Genomic DNA, 15,542 nt, shown 5'->3' with positions numbered 1-15,542 from the left:
AATGATCTATCGTGTTTAAAAGTGACCAATTTAATTCGTCATTTATTTTTCTGCTGTTATAAACTTAAAACTCTTACTTTGTAACAGAATTTTAACAAAAAAAAGGATTATGAGAAAGGTTTTGGAGAACAAGATGATACAGGAAGTCGTCCTATTGATCTTTTCGTTTATCCTCTTTACGTTGAACGACTGGATTTTGATCCTGAGTTGGAAGGGATTTTTGATGGGGGTGCTCTATTTCCTGATCCTTTATGCACATGCGCAACTAAATCGCTTTTTTCTATTGCCATTACTGCTTAAAAAGAATAAACCCCTGTTGTATATTCTGGCTTCGGTGGCAACGCTGCTGATTTTTGCACTGATATTAAAAGAGCTGACGGATAACGTCATTTACAAGAATTGTTTTCTCTACAAGAATCTGGTTCAGAAAACGTTCCATTATCAGTTTGGTGTATTGTTGGGATCCTTGATCTGCATATTGGGCAGTATTCAATTTATAGAATTTTACCGCTTCCAACGGGTGAAGACGCGACGTGAACTGCTTTCGAATCAGACGCAGTTATCGCATTTGAAAAAACAGCTCAATCCACATTTCCTATTCAATACGTTGAATACCATCTATGGCATTAATTTGAAGTATCCGGAACGCACATCCGAATTGATCATCAAAGTTTCCCAGCTGCTTCGTTATCAGATGGAGAGCAGTGATCGGGAATTTGTTGCGATGGATGATGAGATCGATTTTATCTCAAGTTATATCGAACTGGAGCGCGAACGATTAGGATACCGAACAAAAATTGAATTTGACTATCAAAAAGAGGAAGATATCAATTATCAGATAGCGCCAATGTTATTGATTACTTTTGTGGAAAATGCTTTTAAACACGGAACCTGCAGTATTGAAGATTGTTTTGTACATATTTCAATCAAGATTGAAAAAGGGAACTTATATTTGCATGTCCGAAATTCTGTTCCGGTCAAGAAAAGGAATGTGTTTTCAGCAAAAATAGGTTTGGAAAATACAGTGGCTCGATTGAAGCTTTTGTATCCTAATCGGTATAAACTAACGACAAATTCCAAGAAAGAAGAGTATGAGGTGTCATTGGTTATCAATCTTTAAACAATGAATAAAAAAAGCTGTATCGTGGTTGATGATGAACCTGCCGCGCATTATGTTCTGGTAAATTATATTGAAAGAAGTACTGATCTACAGTTAGTTGCTCAATGTTATAATGCTTTTGAGGCATTGGAGTTTCTTCGGGAGAACAAAGTAGATTTAATCTTCCTGGATATTGAAATGCCCGAAATTAATGGGATGGAGTTTTTGAAGATGCTGGATAATCCACCCAAAACGATTTTGACAACAGCCTATTCCGAATACGCATTGGAGAGTTATGACTATGGCGTTGTCGATTATTTATTAAAACCTATTTCATTCCCCCGTTTTTTTAAGGCTGTTCAACGTTTTTTGTCGTATAATACGGTCCTGTCACCTCAGGAAGAAGAACCCAAATCGATTAGTATACGCATGGATGGTCGTATTATTGAGGTTAAATTATCGCAGATTGATTTTATTCAGAGCTTTGGCAATTACGTAAAAATTGTTACCCCGGGACAAACTTTTTTAACAGCAAGCACCACCCAACAAATTCTCACACAGGTGCCAGCATCAAAGTTTGTCCGTATCCACAAATCCTACATTGCTTCGATCAATAAGGTGATCAAATATGAGCATGGCATGGTGCAGATCAATAATACGTCTTTACCTGTCGGTATAACTTTTCGTCGGGAATTGCAGGAGCGGTTAGCCAATAAATAGCGCCAAGCTATGAAGTAATTCGATCAGGTATCGCCGTTCTTGTCAATTCACAGCATATCATTTGAAGAAGAAAGTTTATTCATTTAGCTGGATGTGCTGATACTGACGTTGGGCTTGTGCAATACCGGAAAGTTGACTGAATTGGCAATAAAACAATATTCACTTGCTTTTTTGTGCAATTCAATGGCCTGTGCAATCATCGTAGAATCTTTTACCCGGACTGAAGGATTTAGCGTAACTTCTTTAAAATAGCCCTTTCCACTTTCTTCTTCAAGCATGATCGCCGTTGCGTGGTCTACATATTCTTCTACAATAATTTTATTGACGGAGCAGAAATGAAGGTACCATAACATATGGCAAGAGGATAGGGATGCAAGCAATAATTCTTCGGGATTGTGCTTGCTGGGGTCTCCCAGAAACGCTGGATCCGAAGAACCTTCAATCTCAGCTTTGCCGTCAATACGAATGCGGTGGCTTCTTTCGTAGTTTTTATAATGATCGGTTCCGCTGCCGCGATTTCCTGTCCACGCAATTGTGGCTGTGTAGTTATGTTGTTTCATTTGAAAATAATCGTTTGACGCTGTTGGTGCTAATCTGTAAGCAAGTTAAAGAATATCCCTTTATCCTCAACATAAGCGCAATGTCTTTTGGGTAGAATTGACTTTCACATTATGTTTTTTGATTTATTTTTTTTGTTTAAAATATACTGATTGGTATTTTATTCGTAAGTTTGTTGTGATTTTAATTAAATATATTGTTTGTGAATAATACCATGTTTTCTATTGTCTTTAAATATACCTTTTGGTATTTTATTTTGTACTATGATTGGCGTATATCGTGAAATTTTTATAGTAGCCTTTTGGATGGTGTCAACTATGCGGGGCGTATTTGTAAGACCTGTTTTGGTCGTGAATAATTCTGTTAACTAAAAATAGTTCGTATATGGAACAATATGATTTGGTTGTCATTGGGTCTGGCCCAGGCGGCTATGTAGCGGCGATTCGCAGTGCTCAATTGGGGTATAAAACTGCACTTTTAGAGAAATATGATACATTGGGTGGTACCTGTACCAATGTCGGCTGTATTCCCACAAAGGCAATTTTGGATAGTACACATCACTATCATGACGCGCAGCATCATTTTGCTGCACATGGGATTCAGGTAGCAGGGCTGTCGATAGACTTTGGTCGGCTGTATGAGCGTAAAGATAAAGTGGTTTTGCAAAATACGCAGGGGCTGAATTTCCTGATGAAAAAGAATAAGGTAACGGTGATCCACGGAACAGCTTCTTTCGTGAATAATTCTACTGTTGAGATCGCTACATCAGCTGGGGAACGACTATCCCTTGGTGCAAATAAATTCATTATTGCTACCGGCTCAAAGCCGGCGACAATTCCGGGAGTAACCATAGATAAAAAACGTATTATCAGCTCAACGGAGGCGTTATCTTTGCCTGAGAAGCCGGGTAAAATAGTTATCATCGGTGGTGGTGTTATTGGGGTAGAGATGGCATCCATATTCAACAGGATGGGCTGTGAGGTCACTATCATAGAATATGCCGATCGCCTCCTTGCCAATATGGATCATGAATTGGGGGATGCATTGAAAAAAATACTACTCCATGATGGCATTAAAATTCTGCTTAAACAGGCTGTCTACAAAACAGAAAATGAAGGCAGTTCGGCAAGCGTATTCTTTCGGGATAGCGATGGTCAGGAGCAGCAGTTACGGGCGGATTATGTTTTGGTTGCTGTCGGACGGAAAGCCTTTACAGCGGGGCTTGGGTTGGAGAATACAGCTGTTCAACTGGATGCCAGAGGTATGATCGTTACCAACGAGCAGCTACAGACGGCGGTTCCCCATATTTACGCTATTGGCGATGTGATCGGTGGAGCAATGCTGGCGCATAAAGCTGAAGAAGAAGCAATTTTTGTTGTTGAACATATAGACGGCCAAAAACCAAAGGTGCATTATGATCGCATTCCAAGTGTGGTTTATACCTGGCCTGAAGTCGCTTCAGTTGGTGCGACAGAAGAGGACCTCAACGCAAGGGGTGTAGCGTATACGGTTGGGAAATTCCCATTTTCCGCAAACGCCCGTGCCCGCGCGGGGATGGATACGCAAGGGTTTGTAAAGGTGTTAGCCGATCCTAAATATGGCGAATTATTGGGGGTTCATATCATTGGAGCACGTGCGGCCGATCTGATTGCTCAAGGTGTTTTGGGCTTGGAATATGAAATCACCGCCGATAGTATGTCAAGGGTGTCGTATGCACATCCTACTTATTCAGAAGTCTTGAAGGAAGCGCATACCATTGCTTCAGGGCGTCCATCTGTAAATATATAAGTATCCTATGCGCCTTTTCAGAGAAGGACAACACGTATTTCTTTCGAAAGAGCTCAATGTATTTCTTTCAGAAAAACTAAACAGGTTTCCGTCCAAGAAAAGGCGCTGCTGGTCTATTTTTTTGGATACAAAAATCAATTTATCTATGTTTGTTGTGTATCATCCTTTAATTTATGGACAAGCAGGTATTGTTAGACAGTATTCAGAAAGAGATCGACCTAACGGAAGATGAAATCGTACGCCTATTGGCTGTTGTGAAATCCAAAAAAGTGAAGAAGAAACAATATTTGCTGTTGGAGGGCGATCTGAGCAGGTATGCTATTTTTGTCGCTTCGGGTTGTCTAAGAAGTTATTGCGTGGATGAAGACGGCTTTCAATATATTCAACAGTTTGCTCCCGAGGGTTGGTGGATCGGCGATATGTATAGTTTGGTGACGGGAAAACCCGGAAGTTTATACATCGATGCGGTATTTGAATCTGAAGTATGGATGATTTCCAAAGTCGATCTGCATCGACTCTATCAGGAGATTCCGAAACTGAATGTCTATTTTCGGATACTTGCCGAAAATGCATTGGTTTATTATCAAAGTCGATCGATGGAGAATCTCCGTCTAGCTGCCAAAGAACGTTACGAAAAGTTCTGTACACGTTATCCTACATTGATCGACTGTCTTCCGCAGAAACAAGTTGCTGCATATATTGGCGTTACGCCCGAGTTTTTAAGTAAAATGCTCCACCAGTAAGGTAAATCGGGCCATCGGCAAGAAATAGCCCGGTGAACTACCATTTCTCTTTTAACAGCGTTTCCAACTGCCCAATTTCTTCCTGATACATGGTTTTCTTTCTAGTTCCGAAGTAAAGGATATTTTCGACAGGCGATGTCCCTTCCCAGATTAGTTTTATTTTCCCGGATGCAATTGCTTCAGCACATAGGAAGTCCGGAACAATCGAAAAGCCTGTATTGTTGCTCAAACAGCGTATGATGGAGCTAATATTGGGAACAATATAATTGGGGCTAAAGTCTGGATGTTCGCCAAAGTGTGTTGACCAGTAGTTTTTTAAATGATCCATATCGGCAGCCGTGCTATACCATAATTGTTTTTTAAGGAGTTGAGCTGCTTCTTTAATTTTATTGGCACTCAGCAGTGCTTCCAGTGTGGATGTATCCGTCTGACACCCTGCAATCAAGACAATACGTTCTTTTGAAAAAGCTTCATACTGTAGATTCTGTTGGTTTCCTTTTTGAGGCGTAATAATAAGGTCCAATAAACCATTATCAAGATCCTGTTGCATCTGCGGATATTCTCCAAATTTGATAATTAAATTGAAGGGGAGCTGGGCAATATGTTCTTCGAGGGTGTACTGAAAGGTCTCAAAACACATTCCGATACTGATCGTTATACGTTCGTCCAATGCCCGTTTGTGAAAATGCTGTTCACCAGTTTCTAGTTTTTTAAGCGGATCAATAACATAGTTATACAAGATTTTCCCCTTTTCGGTCGGCACCATTCTTCGCGCAGAGCGATCAAAAAGCTTGTGCCCCGTAAATGCTTCCAGGGAATTCAGATGTAAGCTTACCCCCGGCTGAGAAATAAATAATTCCTGTGCAGCTGCAGATAATGTTCCGGTTTCATAGATTGCCTTAAATGTACGAAGCCATTCTAAGTTCCATTTCATAGTTATTATTTTTATGATACAAATATACAATTTAAATTATTTGTATGATTCAAAAATATGATAGAAATTTGTGTTATCAATAATAAAAATTATAGAAATGAAAATATTTATTATCAATGGCGGACAGAAATTCGCACACTCGGGAGGTTCTTTTAATACTACGATAACAAATTGGACCGTTGAAACATTGGCTGAAAATGGATTTGAAACAAGGGTTACCAATATCAATGATGATTTTGATCCAATGGTTGAAGTTGAAAATTTTAAATGGGCAGACATTATCGTTTACCATTTTCCTGTATGGTGGTTTCAGGTTCCGAATCGTCTGAAACTTTATATCGATGAAGTCTTTACGGCCGGTCACAACAACGGTATCTATAAAAATGATGGTCGATCGCGTAAGAATCCGGCAATTAATTACGGCACCGGAGGTTTGATGCAAGGTAAAAAATACATGGTGACTTCGAGCTGGAATGCCCCTGAGACAGCATTTACAATGGAAAATGAGTTTTTTGATCAGCATTCAGTTGATGCCGGTGTTTTATTCGGTTTTCATAAGATGAATCAGTTTGCAGGATTGGAACACCTGGGAAGTTTCCATTTTCATGATATGGAAAAGGGGGCATCTCAAGAACGTGTCGACAATTACGAAAAGGAATATAAACAATATTTGGAAGAGGTGTTCCATTTGGAAACTACGTTGAACTAAAAATTTATTGATCGATAAATCGCTTTATCCATGGCGTTATTGCGATGAAAAGAGTAAATTACCAAAATAAAATCAATAACATGAAGGTATATTTAACCGCAATTTTAAAAGTAGTTCCTGCACATCGGGAAGAAGTATTGGCATTATTGTTAGAAATGGTCGAGGCAAGTAGGAAAGAAGAAGCGTGTATACAGTATGATCTGCACCAGGTAAACAGTGATGAAAATCAATTTATATTTTATGAAATCTGGGAAGATCAAGCGGGCTTGGATGCGCATAATCAACAACCTTATATTGTGGCATTTGGAAAAGTGGCTGGTGAAAAATTACAGGAAACGCCTCAAATTATAGCAATGAATAAGATTGCTTAATTTACCATGTGGTCTGTCCGGACCTTATTGAGAAGATAGCAAACAACATGTGTAGTGGATGATTTGTGTGGGCCTAGGATATGAACTATAATTGAAGTATTGGTGGTGCCAAAATCATTTGTGTTGCCTAGATAGAGCGTGCTCTATTCTGATTTGGTGACGCGAATGATTTTGTTGGTACCTTGCTGAACAGCGACGTCGACTTTATTTCGTTGCGTGTAGCTCTGTTGCAGGAGATTCAATTTTTTGGTCAGCTGACCATCTTGATTATCTAGCCAGAAGGTAGCAGCCATGATACCAATTTGCACTCTGTAACTGGAATCAGTTTCCGGAACAAGCTGCTCGATAGTCTGATGTTGATACCAGGTCAGTTTTTTGTTTTCTTTTTGGGAGACACAGCTGTACAGGAGAAATGCCAGAAGGGCGACATAGCCCATTTTTAGAAGTTTACTGCGTCTTAGGTCCATCAATAGTTCTTTGTGTTAATATCAAATCTACGATTTTTTATCCAACTAATGAATTACCTCTACGAATTTTTATGGCCTCATTTAAACAGTTATGCTCATTTATTGACCAGACTTCTCCTGTATGCACATTCAAGTAAATCTAAAAATGTATGAAGTTTATTGTTCATTTCGTTGTAATCATAAGCCTGAATTACGTCGGGTAATTGCACAAATTGGTGCAATTGGCTTTGGAGAAGGAGATCTTCTTCTGAAGCTATCAATAGCCGGACGACTTCAGTCGTGAGTTCCATATGGCATTGAAATCCGTAAACGAGATTTGTATAACGCACAATTTGCCTAGGGCAGCCGGCGCTACTTGCTAAGATTTCACTTTCAGGGGTAAGTCCAGGCATATCGTTGTGCCAATGTCCAACCGATAACGGGCTGCCAAAATGTGCTATTTTGGAGTCGTTTATTCCTGCCGCTGTAAGCGTGATGGGGAAAACCCCAATTTCTTTTTGCGGACTATGTTCGTACTTTGCCAATAGCGCTTCGCCAATCAGTTGTGCGCCCAGGCATATACCAACAACTGCCTTGCCTGCATCAATACATCGGCGGATAAAGGCGATTTCGGCCTTAGCGTCAAAATAAGGGTATTCGGACGGGGATGAATCTGGGCTTTGCGGTCCGCCCATAATGATCAATACATCGACGGAATCAATTTCGTCTGGCAGAAGGTCCTGTTGGTAGACCTGGGAAAAGGTGACCTCATGCTGTTGTTTTTCTGCCCAGGCTAAATAGGCTCCGGGTGCTTCAAAAACTTCGTGTTGTATAAAATGTATCCGCATTGGTTTTTATGTTATCGGTTTTCGTTCCAGTAATAATTATCTGGAGTAGGACGCTGTCCAAAAATTGCCGTTCCTACCCTGACAATCGTCGCGCCTTCCGCTATCGCTATTTCTAAATCCCCGCTCATGCCCATAGACAGTTCTTTCATCGATACATCAGGAATAGCTAGGGCTATAATTTGTTGTTGAATATGTTTAAGCAATTTGAAACAGGCTCGCACCTGTTCGGCCTCGGCACTCAATAGACCTATCGTCATCAATCCTTTAATCTTTAGTGTGTTTAATGTTGCTATTTGCTGAACCAGATCGATCACTTCCTCTGGAGCAGCGCCGTACTTGCTCTCTTCAAAGGAAGTATTCACCTGAATGAGCACTTCCATGGTTTTATCTTCTTTTAAAAGTCGTTGATGCAATTTTTCGGCAAGATCTATACGATCGATTGAATGGATGCAGGATACGTTGTATTTAAGCAGATCCTTGATTTTATTGGTTTGCAGGTGGCCAATAAAATGATTAACATGCGGAATAGTATTTAAATACTCAAATTTGTCTTTTAATTCCTGTACTTTATTTTCGGCAATTAAGGTTTGACCAGTTTGCAGTGCGATTTCGATACGTTCGGCAGGTACGGTTTTAGTCGCTAGCAATAATTTTACTTCGCGTGGGTCGCGCTGATTTGCTTTGCACGCTTTGTCGATACGCTGTTGTATAATGCGTATATTCTCTGTAATAAACTCATCCATGTTACGGTTGTATTGTTTTTTTCATCATAATATCGATTTGCTTATCGTCGCCCAGTTGAAATATATGCTTGTCGAATGCCACAAAGCCATTTTTCCGATAGAAATTGATCGCGCGGGAATTTTTTTCCCAAACACCAAGCCAGATGAATGAAACTGCTTTTTTTTGAGCTAAGGCTAGTGCTTTCTCGAACAATAGCTGCCCCACTTTTCTACCGTGAAATTCCTGTAGAACATAGATGCGTTCAATTTCCAATGCCTCTGGGTATTGGTTTTCGGTCTGCGCTTGCCCAGTATTTACTTTTAAGTAACCAATAACATTATTTTCCAACACGGCGAAGTAAAATTCAGACTCATCGTGGCAGAGCTCGGCCAATAATTTTTCTCTTGAAAATCCTTCAGTCAGGTAGGTTCTCATATTATCTTCAGTGTTTGTGTCTGAAAAGGTCTGGATAAATGTTTCTTTTCCAATTTGCTGCAGCAGGTCAATATCTGTTAGTTTTACTTTAGTGATTGCTATTTCGGTGTTATTTTTGTTCATTTTTTTTCATTATTTATTGATCTATTTTTCATTGCTGCGGCAATATTTCTTTCGAGCTCATTGTCGCTATTTTTCAGAAAATCGCGGATACGCTGTCTTTCTGTTTCACTTTTATTTTGACTTAATTTTTTTTGGCCCTGTAAATCCGTAACGACAAGTTCGAAGGCGGTGATACCTCGCATCATGCCACTTTTGAAGCGATCGGAGAGATTGTTCCATTGTGTTAGATAAGCTTCGTCGTAACTGAGGATCATTTGCTCTAAAGCCTTGTTTATTGCTTTTTCCTCCGTAAGGATAGATGCAAGACCATAGGCATGAACCGCAATGTAATCCCAGGTTGGTACACTTTCCTCCTTGTCGTAGTGTTGTGGCGAGATATAAGCATGTGGCTCGGAGAAAATAACCAATGACGGCGTATTTTCGATATAATTTGCCTGCTCGTTTGCGCGAGCGAAGTGTGATGTTAAAAGCAGCTGATCTTTATCCGTACGGATGTGGAAGGGGAGCTGTGTGGCTATTGGAATCCCCTCTTTAACCGATACGATGGTGGCAAAACTATATTTTTGCATAAATTCAACCTTTTCTGCGTAATCTTCGAACTGGAAATGTTTGGGTACATACATGCAAATAGCTATTTCTTGATATAAGTCAAAATTACGGTCAATGGGTGCAAATGAGCTAGTCCAAATTGAATAATGTAGCTGGTCCAGTGTTCATTTATTGCGCTTGCTTAAGTATATTTACGTTGAAAGATAAGCAAAAAAAGGCGCCAAAAATGGAGAAATATGAGCTAAGACGTTTAGAAATAGGAGAATGGCAGCAATACAAAAAGATAAGACTGGAGGCCTTATCTTCTGCTCCTGAGGTGTTCGGTAGCAATTATCAAAAGGAAGCGGCTTATAGTGATGCCGAGTGGATGGCCTTACTGGGCAATCCCAAGTGTGCGATATTCGGTTTGTATAACCAAGATTTATTGATTGGGCTGACCGGTGTCGTGTTGGATCGGGCGGATGAATCAAATGCGATTTTGATCGCGTCTTTCATTCAGGAAGGCCATAGAGGCCGGGGTTTATCCCGCTTGTTTTATGAAGCGCGTATAACATGGGCGCGTGAACAAGGCTGCCTCCGGATTACGGTATCTCATCGGGTTGGTAACGAAGCCTCGCGAGCTGCAAATCAATCGTTTAACTTTGAGTATACACATTCAAGGGATGTCGTTTGGCCTGATGGGGTCAAAGCAGAAGAGCTGATCTATGTTTTGAATCTTTAGTTAACCTGCTTCCCGCTGTTGATCAATTACTGCGTTCAGTCCGGTCTGAACGCAGCAATTGATCTATAAAATACAGCAAAATACAACGCATGGAAACAAGCTTTAAAGTTCGTTTTCGTGCGAATTGTTGGGTGCTTTTGGATTATATTGCTGGACATGATCAACCTTGGCAAATAGGTGTGGACCATTCATTTCAATTCCTGCCGCTAAAAAGTCATCGAGGATCAACTGAAAAATTTCAGATTTTGCCAGTTCAATTTCCGCGGATCTAGCGATGTAGACATTCAGTTCATATAAAACATAAAAGTCGTCTAATTTTTTTTGCAAGACGAATGGGGCAGGGTTAAGGTTGACTCTTTTTATTCGCGGCGGTATGTTCAGCAGCAATTCGTGTATACGTTGCCAAGGTTCTTCATAACCGACTGTCAATTCCACCTGAAAACAGATTCCCTCTTCAGAGAATGTCGAATAATTGACGGTATTTCCCGAAAGTACCGAGGAATTGGGAATGGTAATTTCTTCATTTTTTATCGTTCGAAGCCTGGTTACCAGTGGGGATTTTTCGATAACAACGCCCGTTTTGTCGGCGATAGTGATACGGTCTCCGATACGGAAAGGACGCATATAGGTGATCACAAGCCCCGCTATGATATTGGAAATCGCAGAAGATGACCCTAAAGAGAACAGGACACCAATAAATACGGATATTCCTTTAAATATATCTGAATTTGCGCCGGGTAAGTAAGGGAATATGAGCACCAGCGTGAAGGCTTGGAGCAGAAAGCGAACAATAGTAAAGGTTGGCATGGCAAAATCGCGATGAAAGCCATTGACCTCTAATTTGCCTTTGTCAATTTCGCTAAAAATATACTTTATGAATCGAACGGCATACCGCATGACAACGAGTATGACAAATACGGTAATCAGATTGGGAATATAATCCCAAATTGCCAAAACTGCAGTCTTCAGGGGCTTTGTAAAAAGTCCAATGAGATTGGATGCCCAGCTCTGTGTAAATGGAAAAACACTGAAGACAATCGGCAGCATGATAAAGGCAATGAGTACGATCAAGCCCCAACGTAAGATATTTATGGCATTAATAAACATCCGTGTTTTTTGTACAGAGGTGACAAGGACGTAATTTTTGATCTTAATGTCTTTGATCCGCTGTGTTCTTTCTGTCAATATACGTCGCGTACCATATTTTTTCAATTTGTTTATCAATAGAATCAATATCGAAAAAACGACTAGAATGAGAAATACAAGCCCAATACGGGTAAGAAGTTTTGTAATGCTGTTATCAGCACGTTCCGTTTTGATTGAATCCTGAATTCTTTTTAGGTAGTTTGCCGCAATCTCTTCTTTGCTTTTTCCTTCAAGAAGGGCATCGAGTTCTGTGACGGAAGTTATGACGAGATCTTTATAAACGATGTCGGCACTTATTTCGCTGTTTTCGATTTTAAAGGAATCTACTTTCACAAAATCGTCTTCATATAGATTATGGATTCTGCTGACCACATTGTAGGCGCGGTCTTTGGCTAATGATGATCCAAGTTTATTATAGATATAGAATAGCGTATCCTGAAATGGCGCGACCGCATATCTTTTTGTGTTTTTTTTGATGGAGTCTACTTTAACTTTCAGCTGCTGCTTCCGAAGATTATTTTCTTCGTCAAACTCATTCAGCTGCTGTTTTAAATTTTCTTTTTTGGGGCTATTTTGACTTTTAAGATCGGCAATTTCATGCTGAAGCTTTACCCGTTCAAGAGAATCATTAATTTGCTGTTGTCTAATTCCGTTCAGTAGGGAACTTAGATCCAATTCTTTTTTATTGACCGAATCTGTTTCTTGTGCATAAAGCGGTGCGCTCGTTGAAAATAGACAAGATATAGTCATTAAGAAATAAACGTAAATACTTCTCATCGTGTTATTGGTAAAATTGAATGCCGATGTTTACTAGGTTATTTTGCGCATAACGATCGGACAGGTTCTCAAAGATAATAATTATCTCGATTAGACGGCAGATCGTCAAATATGATATAAATTGAAGGTAAAATGATACGATGCGACAGCTGAATTTAACTTATTCCGACTTTCTTTGTTAAAACGATTGAGCATATGCTCAATACGAAAAACTGTATAGCTAATTTTATCTAAAAAATATGATTAAACCTTTTCAAAAATCTATTTATGCAATGAACAAACTTGGGAAGATAGGTCTCTGTGTTATTGTAGCCTGTGTTTCCACTGTTTTAGATGGACAAGCCCAAGAACGCAAAGCTCCGGCTTATCCATTGATTACACACAACCCCAATTTTAGTATATGGTCAATGACAGATCAGCTTCATGCATCGACAACAAAGCACTGGACAGACGCTGATCATTCGCTGTTGGGCTTAATTGATGTTGATGGTCATATTTATCGTTTTCTTGGCAAAGAGGAACCGAGTTATGCGATTATTTTACCGACTGCCGAAGATAAATCTTTTACGGTACAGTATACAGAATCAAAACCTCAAGGTGGATGGGAATCTTCCGCTTATAATACGGATACGTGGAAATCGGGACTTGCACCCATAGGTGATGACGAGAAGCAGGTAAAAACCCTTTGGAAATCGGACGATATCTGGGTGAGACGTGAGTTTTCCGTAGCGGATCCGAAGGGTATTAATGAGTTGTTTTTAAAACTCAATCACGATGATAATATAGACGTATTTTTGAATGGGAAGAAGGTTTACGAAAAAGTAGGTTGGACCAACAACTTTCAGTATATACCGATTGACAAGGCGAATTTGAAGGCTGGGCAAAATAATATTGCCATCCATTTGAAGAATAGTGCTGGCGGTCGTTATCTCGATTTTGGTTTGGTTGACAGGCTTAAAGAGCGTGGGGCACGGATTGAAGAAGCCGTGCAAAACGATGTAGAAATAACAGCGACGCGTACGGTTTATAACTTTCAGGCAGGTAAGGTTGATCTAAAATTAACCTTTACGTCGCCTTTGCTTATGGATGATCTGAATTTATTGGCTCGACCGGTAAGCTATATCACGTATAACGTCAAAGCAAACGATGGCAAGCAGCATGCGGTTAAAGTTTTTCTAAGTGCATCCACAAATATTGCGGTGTATAAACCTTCACAGGAGGTGATCGCCGAAAAATATGAGACTGCAAAATTGTCTGTACTAAAAACGGGAACCGTCGAACAGCCTATTCTGCAGAAAGGGGCCGATGATATGCGGATAGACTGGGGGTATTTTTATGTTGCTTCACCGAAGCGGCATAAAACGCAACAGTTTATTAGTCCGAGGGGCCGAGCTGTAGACGGCTTTAGAAAGGGAACAACGACATCGGTAAAAACTGTTAAGGGGACATCACTTGCGCTGAACACGGTCATTCCATTTGGCAATGTGGGGGCGAAAGCGGAGGAACGTTTTGTAGAGGTCGGGTACGATGAAATTTATGCGATTCAGTATTTCAAAAATAACCTGAGACCATGGTGGAACAACTCCGGTAAAGAAACGATGGAAAATCAGCTGACTTTGGCTGCAGATGAGTATCGTAAGGTACTCGATAAGTGCGTGGCATTCGACAAAACAGTGTATGCAGATGCGCTAAAATCGGGTGGAAAAGAGTATGCACACCTTAGCGTTCTCGCTTATCGTCAAAGTATTGCAGCACATACCTTGGTGAAAAGTCCACAAAACGAACTATTATGGCTTTCCAAAGAAAATAATAGTGGCGGATTCATCAATACGGTCGATGTCACTTATCCTTCAGCGCCATTGTATCTGATCTATAATCCGGAGTTGTTGAAAGGGATGTTAAGTGGAATATTTTATTTTAGTGAGAGCGGTAAATATCCCTATCCTTGGGCAGCGCACGATTTGGGTACGTATCCATTGGCCAATGGTCAAACCTATGGTGAACCTATGCCTGTGGAGGAATCGGGCAATATGATTATTTTAACTGCTGCAATCGCGAAAGTGCAAGGGAATGCTGACTATGCCAGGAAGCATTGGAAAACATTGACAACATGGGTAGATTATCTGGTTAAAGATGGTTTTGACCCTAAAACGCAGCTCTGTACAGATGATTTTGCCGGTCACCTTGCACGAAATGCCAATTTATCTGTTAAGGCTATCGTTGGTATTGCTTGTTATGCGCAGCTCGCGGAGGCCATTGGTGAAACTGCGATAGCAAAAAAATACCGTGCAATTGCCGAGGAAATGGTTCCGAAATGGATGGAAATGGCAGATGCCGGTGATCATTATGCACTGACATTTGATGATAAAAATACCTGGAGTCAAAAATATAATTTGATCTGGGACAAAGTATTGGGATTGAATCTGTTTCCGCAAAAAGTGTATGATACAGAAATTAAGTATTATCTGACCAAGCAAAATAGATTCGGCATACCATTGGATAGCCGTAAAGCATACACAAAAAATGACTGGATTCTTTGGACAGCATCATTTGCTCCATCCAGAGAAGCATTTGAAGCTTTGATAAAACCAGTCTATAATCATGCGATTCAAACGGAATCCCGTGTCCCATTAAATGATTTTTATGATTCGACTACGGGGATCCGCGAAAACTTCAAGGCGCGTAGTGTTGTTGGAGGGTTTTACATGAAACTTTTAGCGGATATCATGAAACAGAAATAAATGAGGAAAATGAGTAGGGGGCAGGAGCCGATAATGAAGTATTTAGTTTGTGTTTAGTTAATAAGACGGCGGGCAATTAAAGAATTGCTCGCCGTTTGTTTATAGGGTTAT

The 15,542-nt window shown here is 40.2% G+C and carries 16 protein-coding genes; 8 read left to right on the top strand and 8 right to left on the bottom strand.

Annotation, left to right across the window (positions count from 1 at the left end; translation table 11 throughout):
* Nucleotides 1-109 precede the first annotated feature (109 nt).
* Nucleotides 110-1,120 carry a sensor histidine kinase gene (locus AAH582_RS19040; RefSeq protein ID WP_046675044.1) on the top strand — a complete coding sequence of 337 codons (1,011 nt, stop codon included), beginning with the start codon at nucleotides 110-112 and terminating at the stop codon, nucleotides 1,118-1,120.
* Between the two features lie 3 nt (nucleotides 1,121-1,123).
* Entirely contained in the window at nucleotides 1,124-1,819 is a 696-nt protein-coding gene (locus AAH582_RS19035) for a LytR/AlgR family response regulator transcription factor (protein WP_046675045.1), read from the top strand.
* Nucleotides 1,820-1,902: 83 nt separating this feature from the next.
* On the opposite strand, the gene AAH582_RS19030 is transcribed toward AAH582_RS19035, so the two are convergent.
* Nucleotides 1,903-2,379 carry an OsmC family protein gene (locus AAH582_RS19030; RefSeq protein ID WP_286753334.1) on the bottom strand — a complete coding sequence of 159 codons (477 nt, stop codon included), beginning with the start codon at nucleotides 2,377-2,379 and terminating at the stop codon, nucleotides 1,903-1,905.
* Between the two features lie 382 nt (nucleotides 2,380-2,761).
* Here AAH582_RS19030 and lpdA point away from each other — a divergent pair, with 382 nt between their 5' ends.
* Together lpdA and AAH582_RS19020 are read left to right on the top strand one after the other, a co-directional pair.
* Nucleotides 2,762-4,165 (top strand): dihydrolipoyl dehydrogenase, encoded by a 1,404-nt coding sequence (gene lpdA / locus AAH582_RS19025; protein ID WP_343319677.1) that lies wholly within the window; start codon nucleotides 2,762-2,764, stop codon nucleotides 4,163-4,165.
* A gap of 173 nt (nucleotides 4,166-4,338) precedes the next feature.
* Nucleotides 4,339-4,908, top strand: coding sequence for a Crp/Fnr family transcriptional regulator (locus tag AAH582_RS19020; RefSeq protein ID WP_286753336.1), 570 nt, complete (start codon nucleotides 4,339-4,341; stop codon nucleotides 4,906-4,908).
* 37 nt (nucleotides 4,909-4,945) lie between these two features.
* Here the strand turns inward: AAH582_RS19020 and AAH582_RS19015 are convergent, their stop codons facing one another.
* Nucleotides 4,946-5,842, bottom strand: a complete 897-nt coding sequence (locus tag AAH582_RS19015) for a LysR family transcriptional regulator (RefSeq protein WP_046675049.1) — start codon at nucleotides 5,840-5,842, stop codon at nucleotides 4,946-4,948.
* Nucleotides 5,843-5,939: 97 nt separating this feature from the next.
* Between AAH582_RS19015 and AAH582_RS19010 the strand changes: the two genes are divergently transcribed.
* Both AAH582_RS19010 and AAH582_RS19005 read left to right on the top strand, forming a co-directional pair.
* Nucleotides 5,940-6,551 (top strand): NAD(P)H-dependent oxidoreductase, encoded by a 612-nt coding sequence (locus tag AAH582_RS19010; RefSeq protein ID WP_286753337.1) that lies wholly within the window; start codon nucleotides 5,940-5,942, stop codon nucleotides 6,549-6,551.
* A gap of 80 nt (nucleotides 6,552-6,631) precedes the next feature.
* Nucleotides 6,632-6,922: a putative quinol monooxygenase gene (locus AAH582_RS19005; protein WP_046675493.1), complete on the top strand. Its 291-nt coding sequence runs from the start codon at nucleotides 6,632-6,634 to the stop codon at nucleotides 6,920-6,922.
* 143 nt (nucleotides 6,923-7,065) lie between these two features.
* On the opposite strand, the gene AAH582_RS19000 is transcribed toward AAH582_RS19005, so the two are convergent.
* The 5 genes from AAH582_RS19000 to AAH582_RS18980 all read right to left on the bottom strand — a co-directional run bounded on the left by AAH582_RS19000 (nucleotide 7,066) and on the right by AAH582_RS18980 (nucleotide 10,120).
* The gene (locus tag AAH582_RS19000) at nucleotides 7,066-7,389 is read right to left on the bottom strand and encodes a hypothetical protein (protein WP_343319671.1); all 324 of its coding nucleotides are present in this window, start codon (nucleotides 7,387-7,389) and stop codon (nucleotides 7,066-7,068) included.
* Nucleotides 7,390-7,484: 95 nt separating this feature from the next.
* Nucleotides 7,485-8,216 (bottom strand): type 1 glutamine amidotransferase, encoded by a 732-nt coding sequence (locus AAH582_RS18995; protein ID WP_343319670.1) that lies wholly within the window; start codon nucleotides 8,214-8,216, stop codon nucleotides 7,485-7,487.
* A gap of 11 nt (nucleotides 8,217-8,227) precedes the next feature.
* A complete protein-coding gene (locus AAH582_RS18990) occupies nucleotides 8,228-8,959 on the bottom strand; it encodes a YggS family pyridoxal phosphate-dependent enzyme (protein WP_343319669.1) in 732 nt (243 codons plus the stop codon).
* Nucleotide 8,960: 1 nt separating this feature from the next.
* Nucleotides 8,961-9,497 carry a GNAT family N-acetyltransferase gene (locus AAH582_RS18985; RefSeq protein WP_343319668.1) on the bottom strand — a complete coding sequence of 179 codons (537 nt, stop codon included), beginning with the start codon at nucleotides 9,495-9,497 and terminating at the stop codon, nucleotides 8,961-8,963.
* Nucleotides 9,494-10,120, bottom strand: a complete 627-nt coding sequence (locus AAH582_RS18980) for an FMN-binding negative transcriptional regulator (protein WP_046675055.1) — start codon at nucleotides 10,118-10,120, stop codon at nucleotides 9,494-9,496. The genes AAH582_RS18985 and AAH582_RS18980 overlap by 4 nt, the downstream gene beginning before the upstream one ends.
* A 152-nt stretch (nucleotides 10,121-10,272) precedes the next feature.
* Between AAH582_RS18980 and AAH582_RS18975 the strand changes: the two genes are divergently transcribed.
* Nucleotides 10,273-10,767: a GNAT family N-acetyltransferase gene (locus tag AAH582_RS18975; protein WP_201638847.1), complete on the top strand. Its 495-nt coding sequence runs from the start codon at nucleotides 10,273-10,275 to the stop codon at nucleotides 10,765-10,767.
* Between the two features lie 102 nt (nucleotides 10,768-10,869).
* On the opposite strand, the gene AAH582_RS18970 is transcribed toward AAH582_RS18975, so the two are convergent.
* The gene (locus AAH582_RS18970; RefSeq protein WP_112375832.1) at nucleotides 10,870-12,690 is read right to left on the bottom strand and encodes a mechanosensitive ion channel family protein; all 1,821 of its coding nucleotides are present in this window, start codon (nucleotides 12,688-12,690) and stop codon (nucleotides 10,870-10,872) included.
* A gap of 272 nt (nucleotides 12,691-12,962) precedes the next feature.
* Here AAH582_RS18970 and AAH582_RS18965 point away from each other — a divergent pair, with 272 nt between their 5' ends.
* Nucleotides 12,963-15,431, top strand: a complete 2,469-nt coding sequence (locus tag AAH582_RS18965) for a glutaminase domain-containing protein (protein ID WP_430459048.1) — start codon at nucleotides 12,963-12,965, stop codon at nucleotides 15,429-15,431.
* The last annotated feature ends 111 nt before the right edge of the window (nucleotides 15,432-15,542 follow it).

This window comes from Sphingobacterium multivorum, from assembly GCF_039511225.1.
Lineage (GTDB): Bacteria > Bacteroidota > Bacteroidia > Sphingobacteriales > Sphingobacteriaceae > Sphingobacterium.
Note: the sequence above shows the minus strand (reverse complement) of the source record. Positions and strands in the feature narration are given on the sequence as shown.

Excerpts from the sequence above, each read along its gene's own strand:
- AAH582_RS19040 (WP_046675044.1), top strand. The coding sequence starts at position 110 with ATGAGAAAGGTTTTGGAGAACAAGATGATACAGGAAGTCGTCCTATTG.
- AAH582_RS19035 (WP_046675045.1), top strand. The coding sequence starts at position 1,124 with ATGAATAAAAAAAGCTGTATCGTGGTTGATGATGAACCTGCCGCGCAT.
- AAH582_RS19030 (WP_286753334.1), bottom strand. The coding sequence starts at position 2,379 with ATGAAACAACATAACTACACAGCCACAATTGCGTGGACAGGAAATCGC.
- lpdA (WP_343319677.1), top strand. The coding sequence starts at position 2,762 with ATGGAACAATATGATTTGGTTGTCATTGGGTCTGGCCCAGGCGGCTAT.
- AAH582_RS19020 (WP_286753336.1), top strand. The coding sequence starts at position 4,339 with ATGGACAAGCAGGTATTGTTAGACAGTATTCAGAAAGAGATCGACCTA.
- AAH582_RS19015 (WP_046675049.1), bottom strand. The coding sequence starts at position 5,842 with ATGAAATGGAACTTAGAATGGCTTCGTACATTTAAGGCAATCTATGAA.
- AAH582_RS19010 (WP_286753337.1), top strand. The coding sequence starts at position 5,940 with ATGAAAATATTTATTATCAATGGCGGACAGAAATTCGCACACTCGGGA.
- AAH582_RS19005 (WP_046675493.1), top strand. The coding sequence starts at position 6,632 with ATGAAGGTATATTTAACCGCAATTTTAAAAGTAGTTCCTGCACATCGG.
- AAH582_RS19000 (WP_343319671.1), bottom strand. The coding sequence starts at position 7,389 with ATGGACCTAAGACGCAGTAAACTTCTAAAAATGGGCTATGTCGCCCTT.
- AAH582_RS18995 (WP_343319670.1), bottom strand. The coding sequence starts at position 8,216 with ATGCGGATACATTTTATACAACACGAAGTTTTTGAAGCACCCGGAGCC.
- AAH582_RS18990 (WP_343319669.1), bottom strand. The coding sequence starts at position 8,959 with ATGGATGAGTTTATTACAGAGAATATACGCATTATACAACAGCGTATC.
- AAH582_RS18985 (WP_343319668.1), bottom strand. The coding sequence starts at position 9,497 with ATGAACAAAAATAACACCGAAATAGCAATCACTAAAGTAAAACTAACA.
- AAH582_RS18980 (WP_046675055.1), bottom strand. The coding sequence starts at position 10,120 with ATGTATGTACCCAAACATTTCCAGTTCGAAGATTACGCAGAAAAGGTT.
- AAH582_RS18975 (WP_201638847.1), top strand. The coding sequence starts at position 10,273 with ATGGAGAAATATGAGCTAAGACGTTTAGAAATAGGAGAATGGCAGCAA.
- AAH582_RS18970 (WP_112375832.1), bottom strand. The coding sequence starts at position 12,690 with ATGAGAAGTATTTACGTTTATTTCTTAATGACTATATCTTGTCTATTT.
- AAH582_RS18965 (WP_430459048.1), top strand. The coding sequence starts at position 12,963 with ATGAACAAACTTGGGAAGATAGGTCTCTGTGTTATTGTAGCCTGTGTT.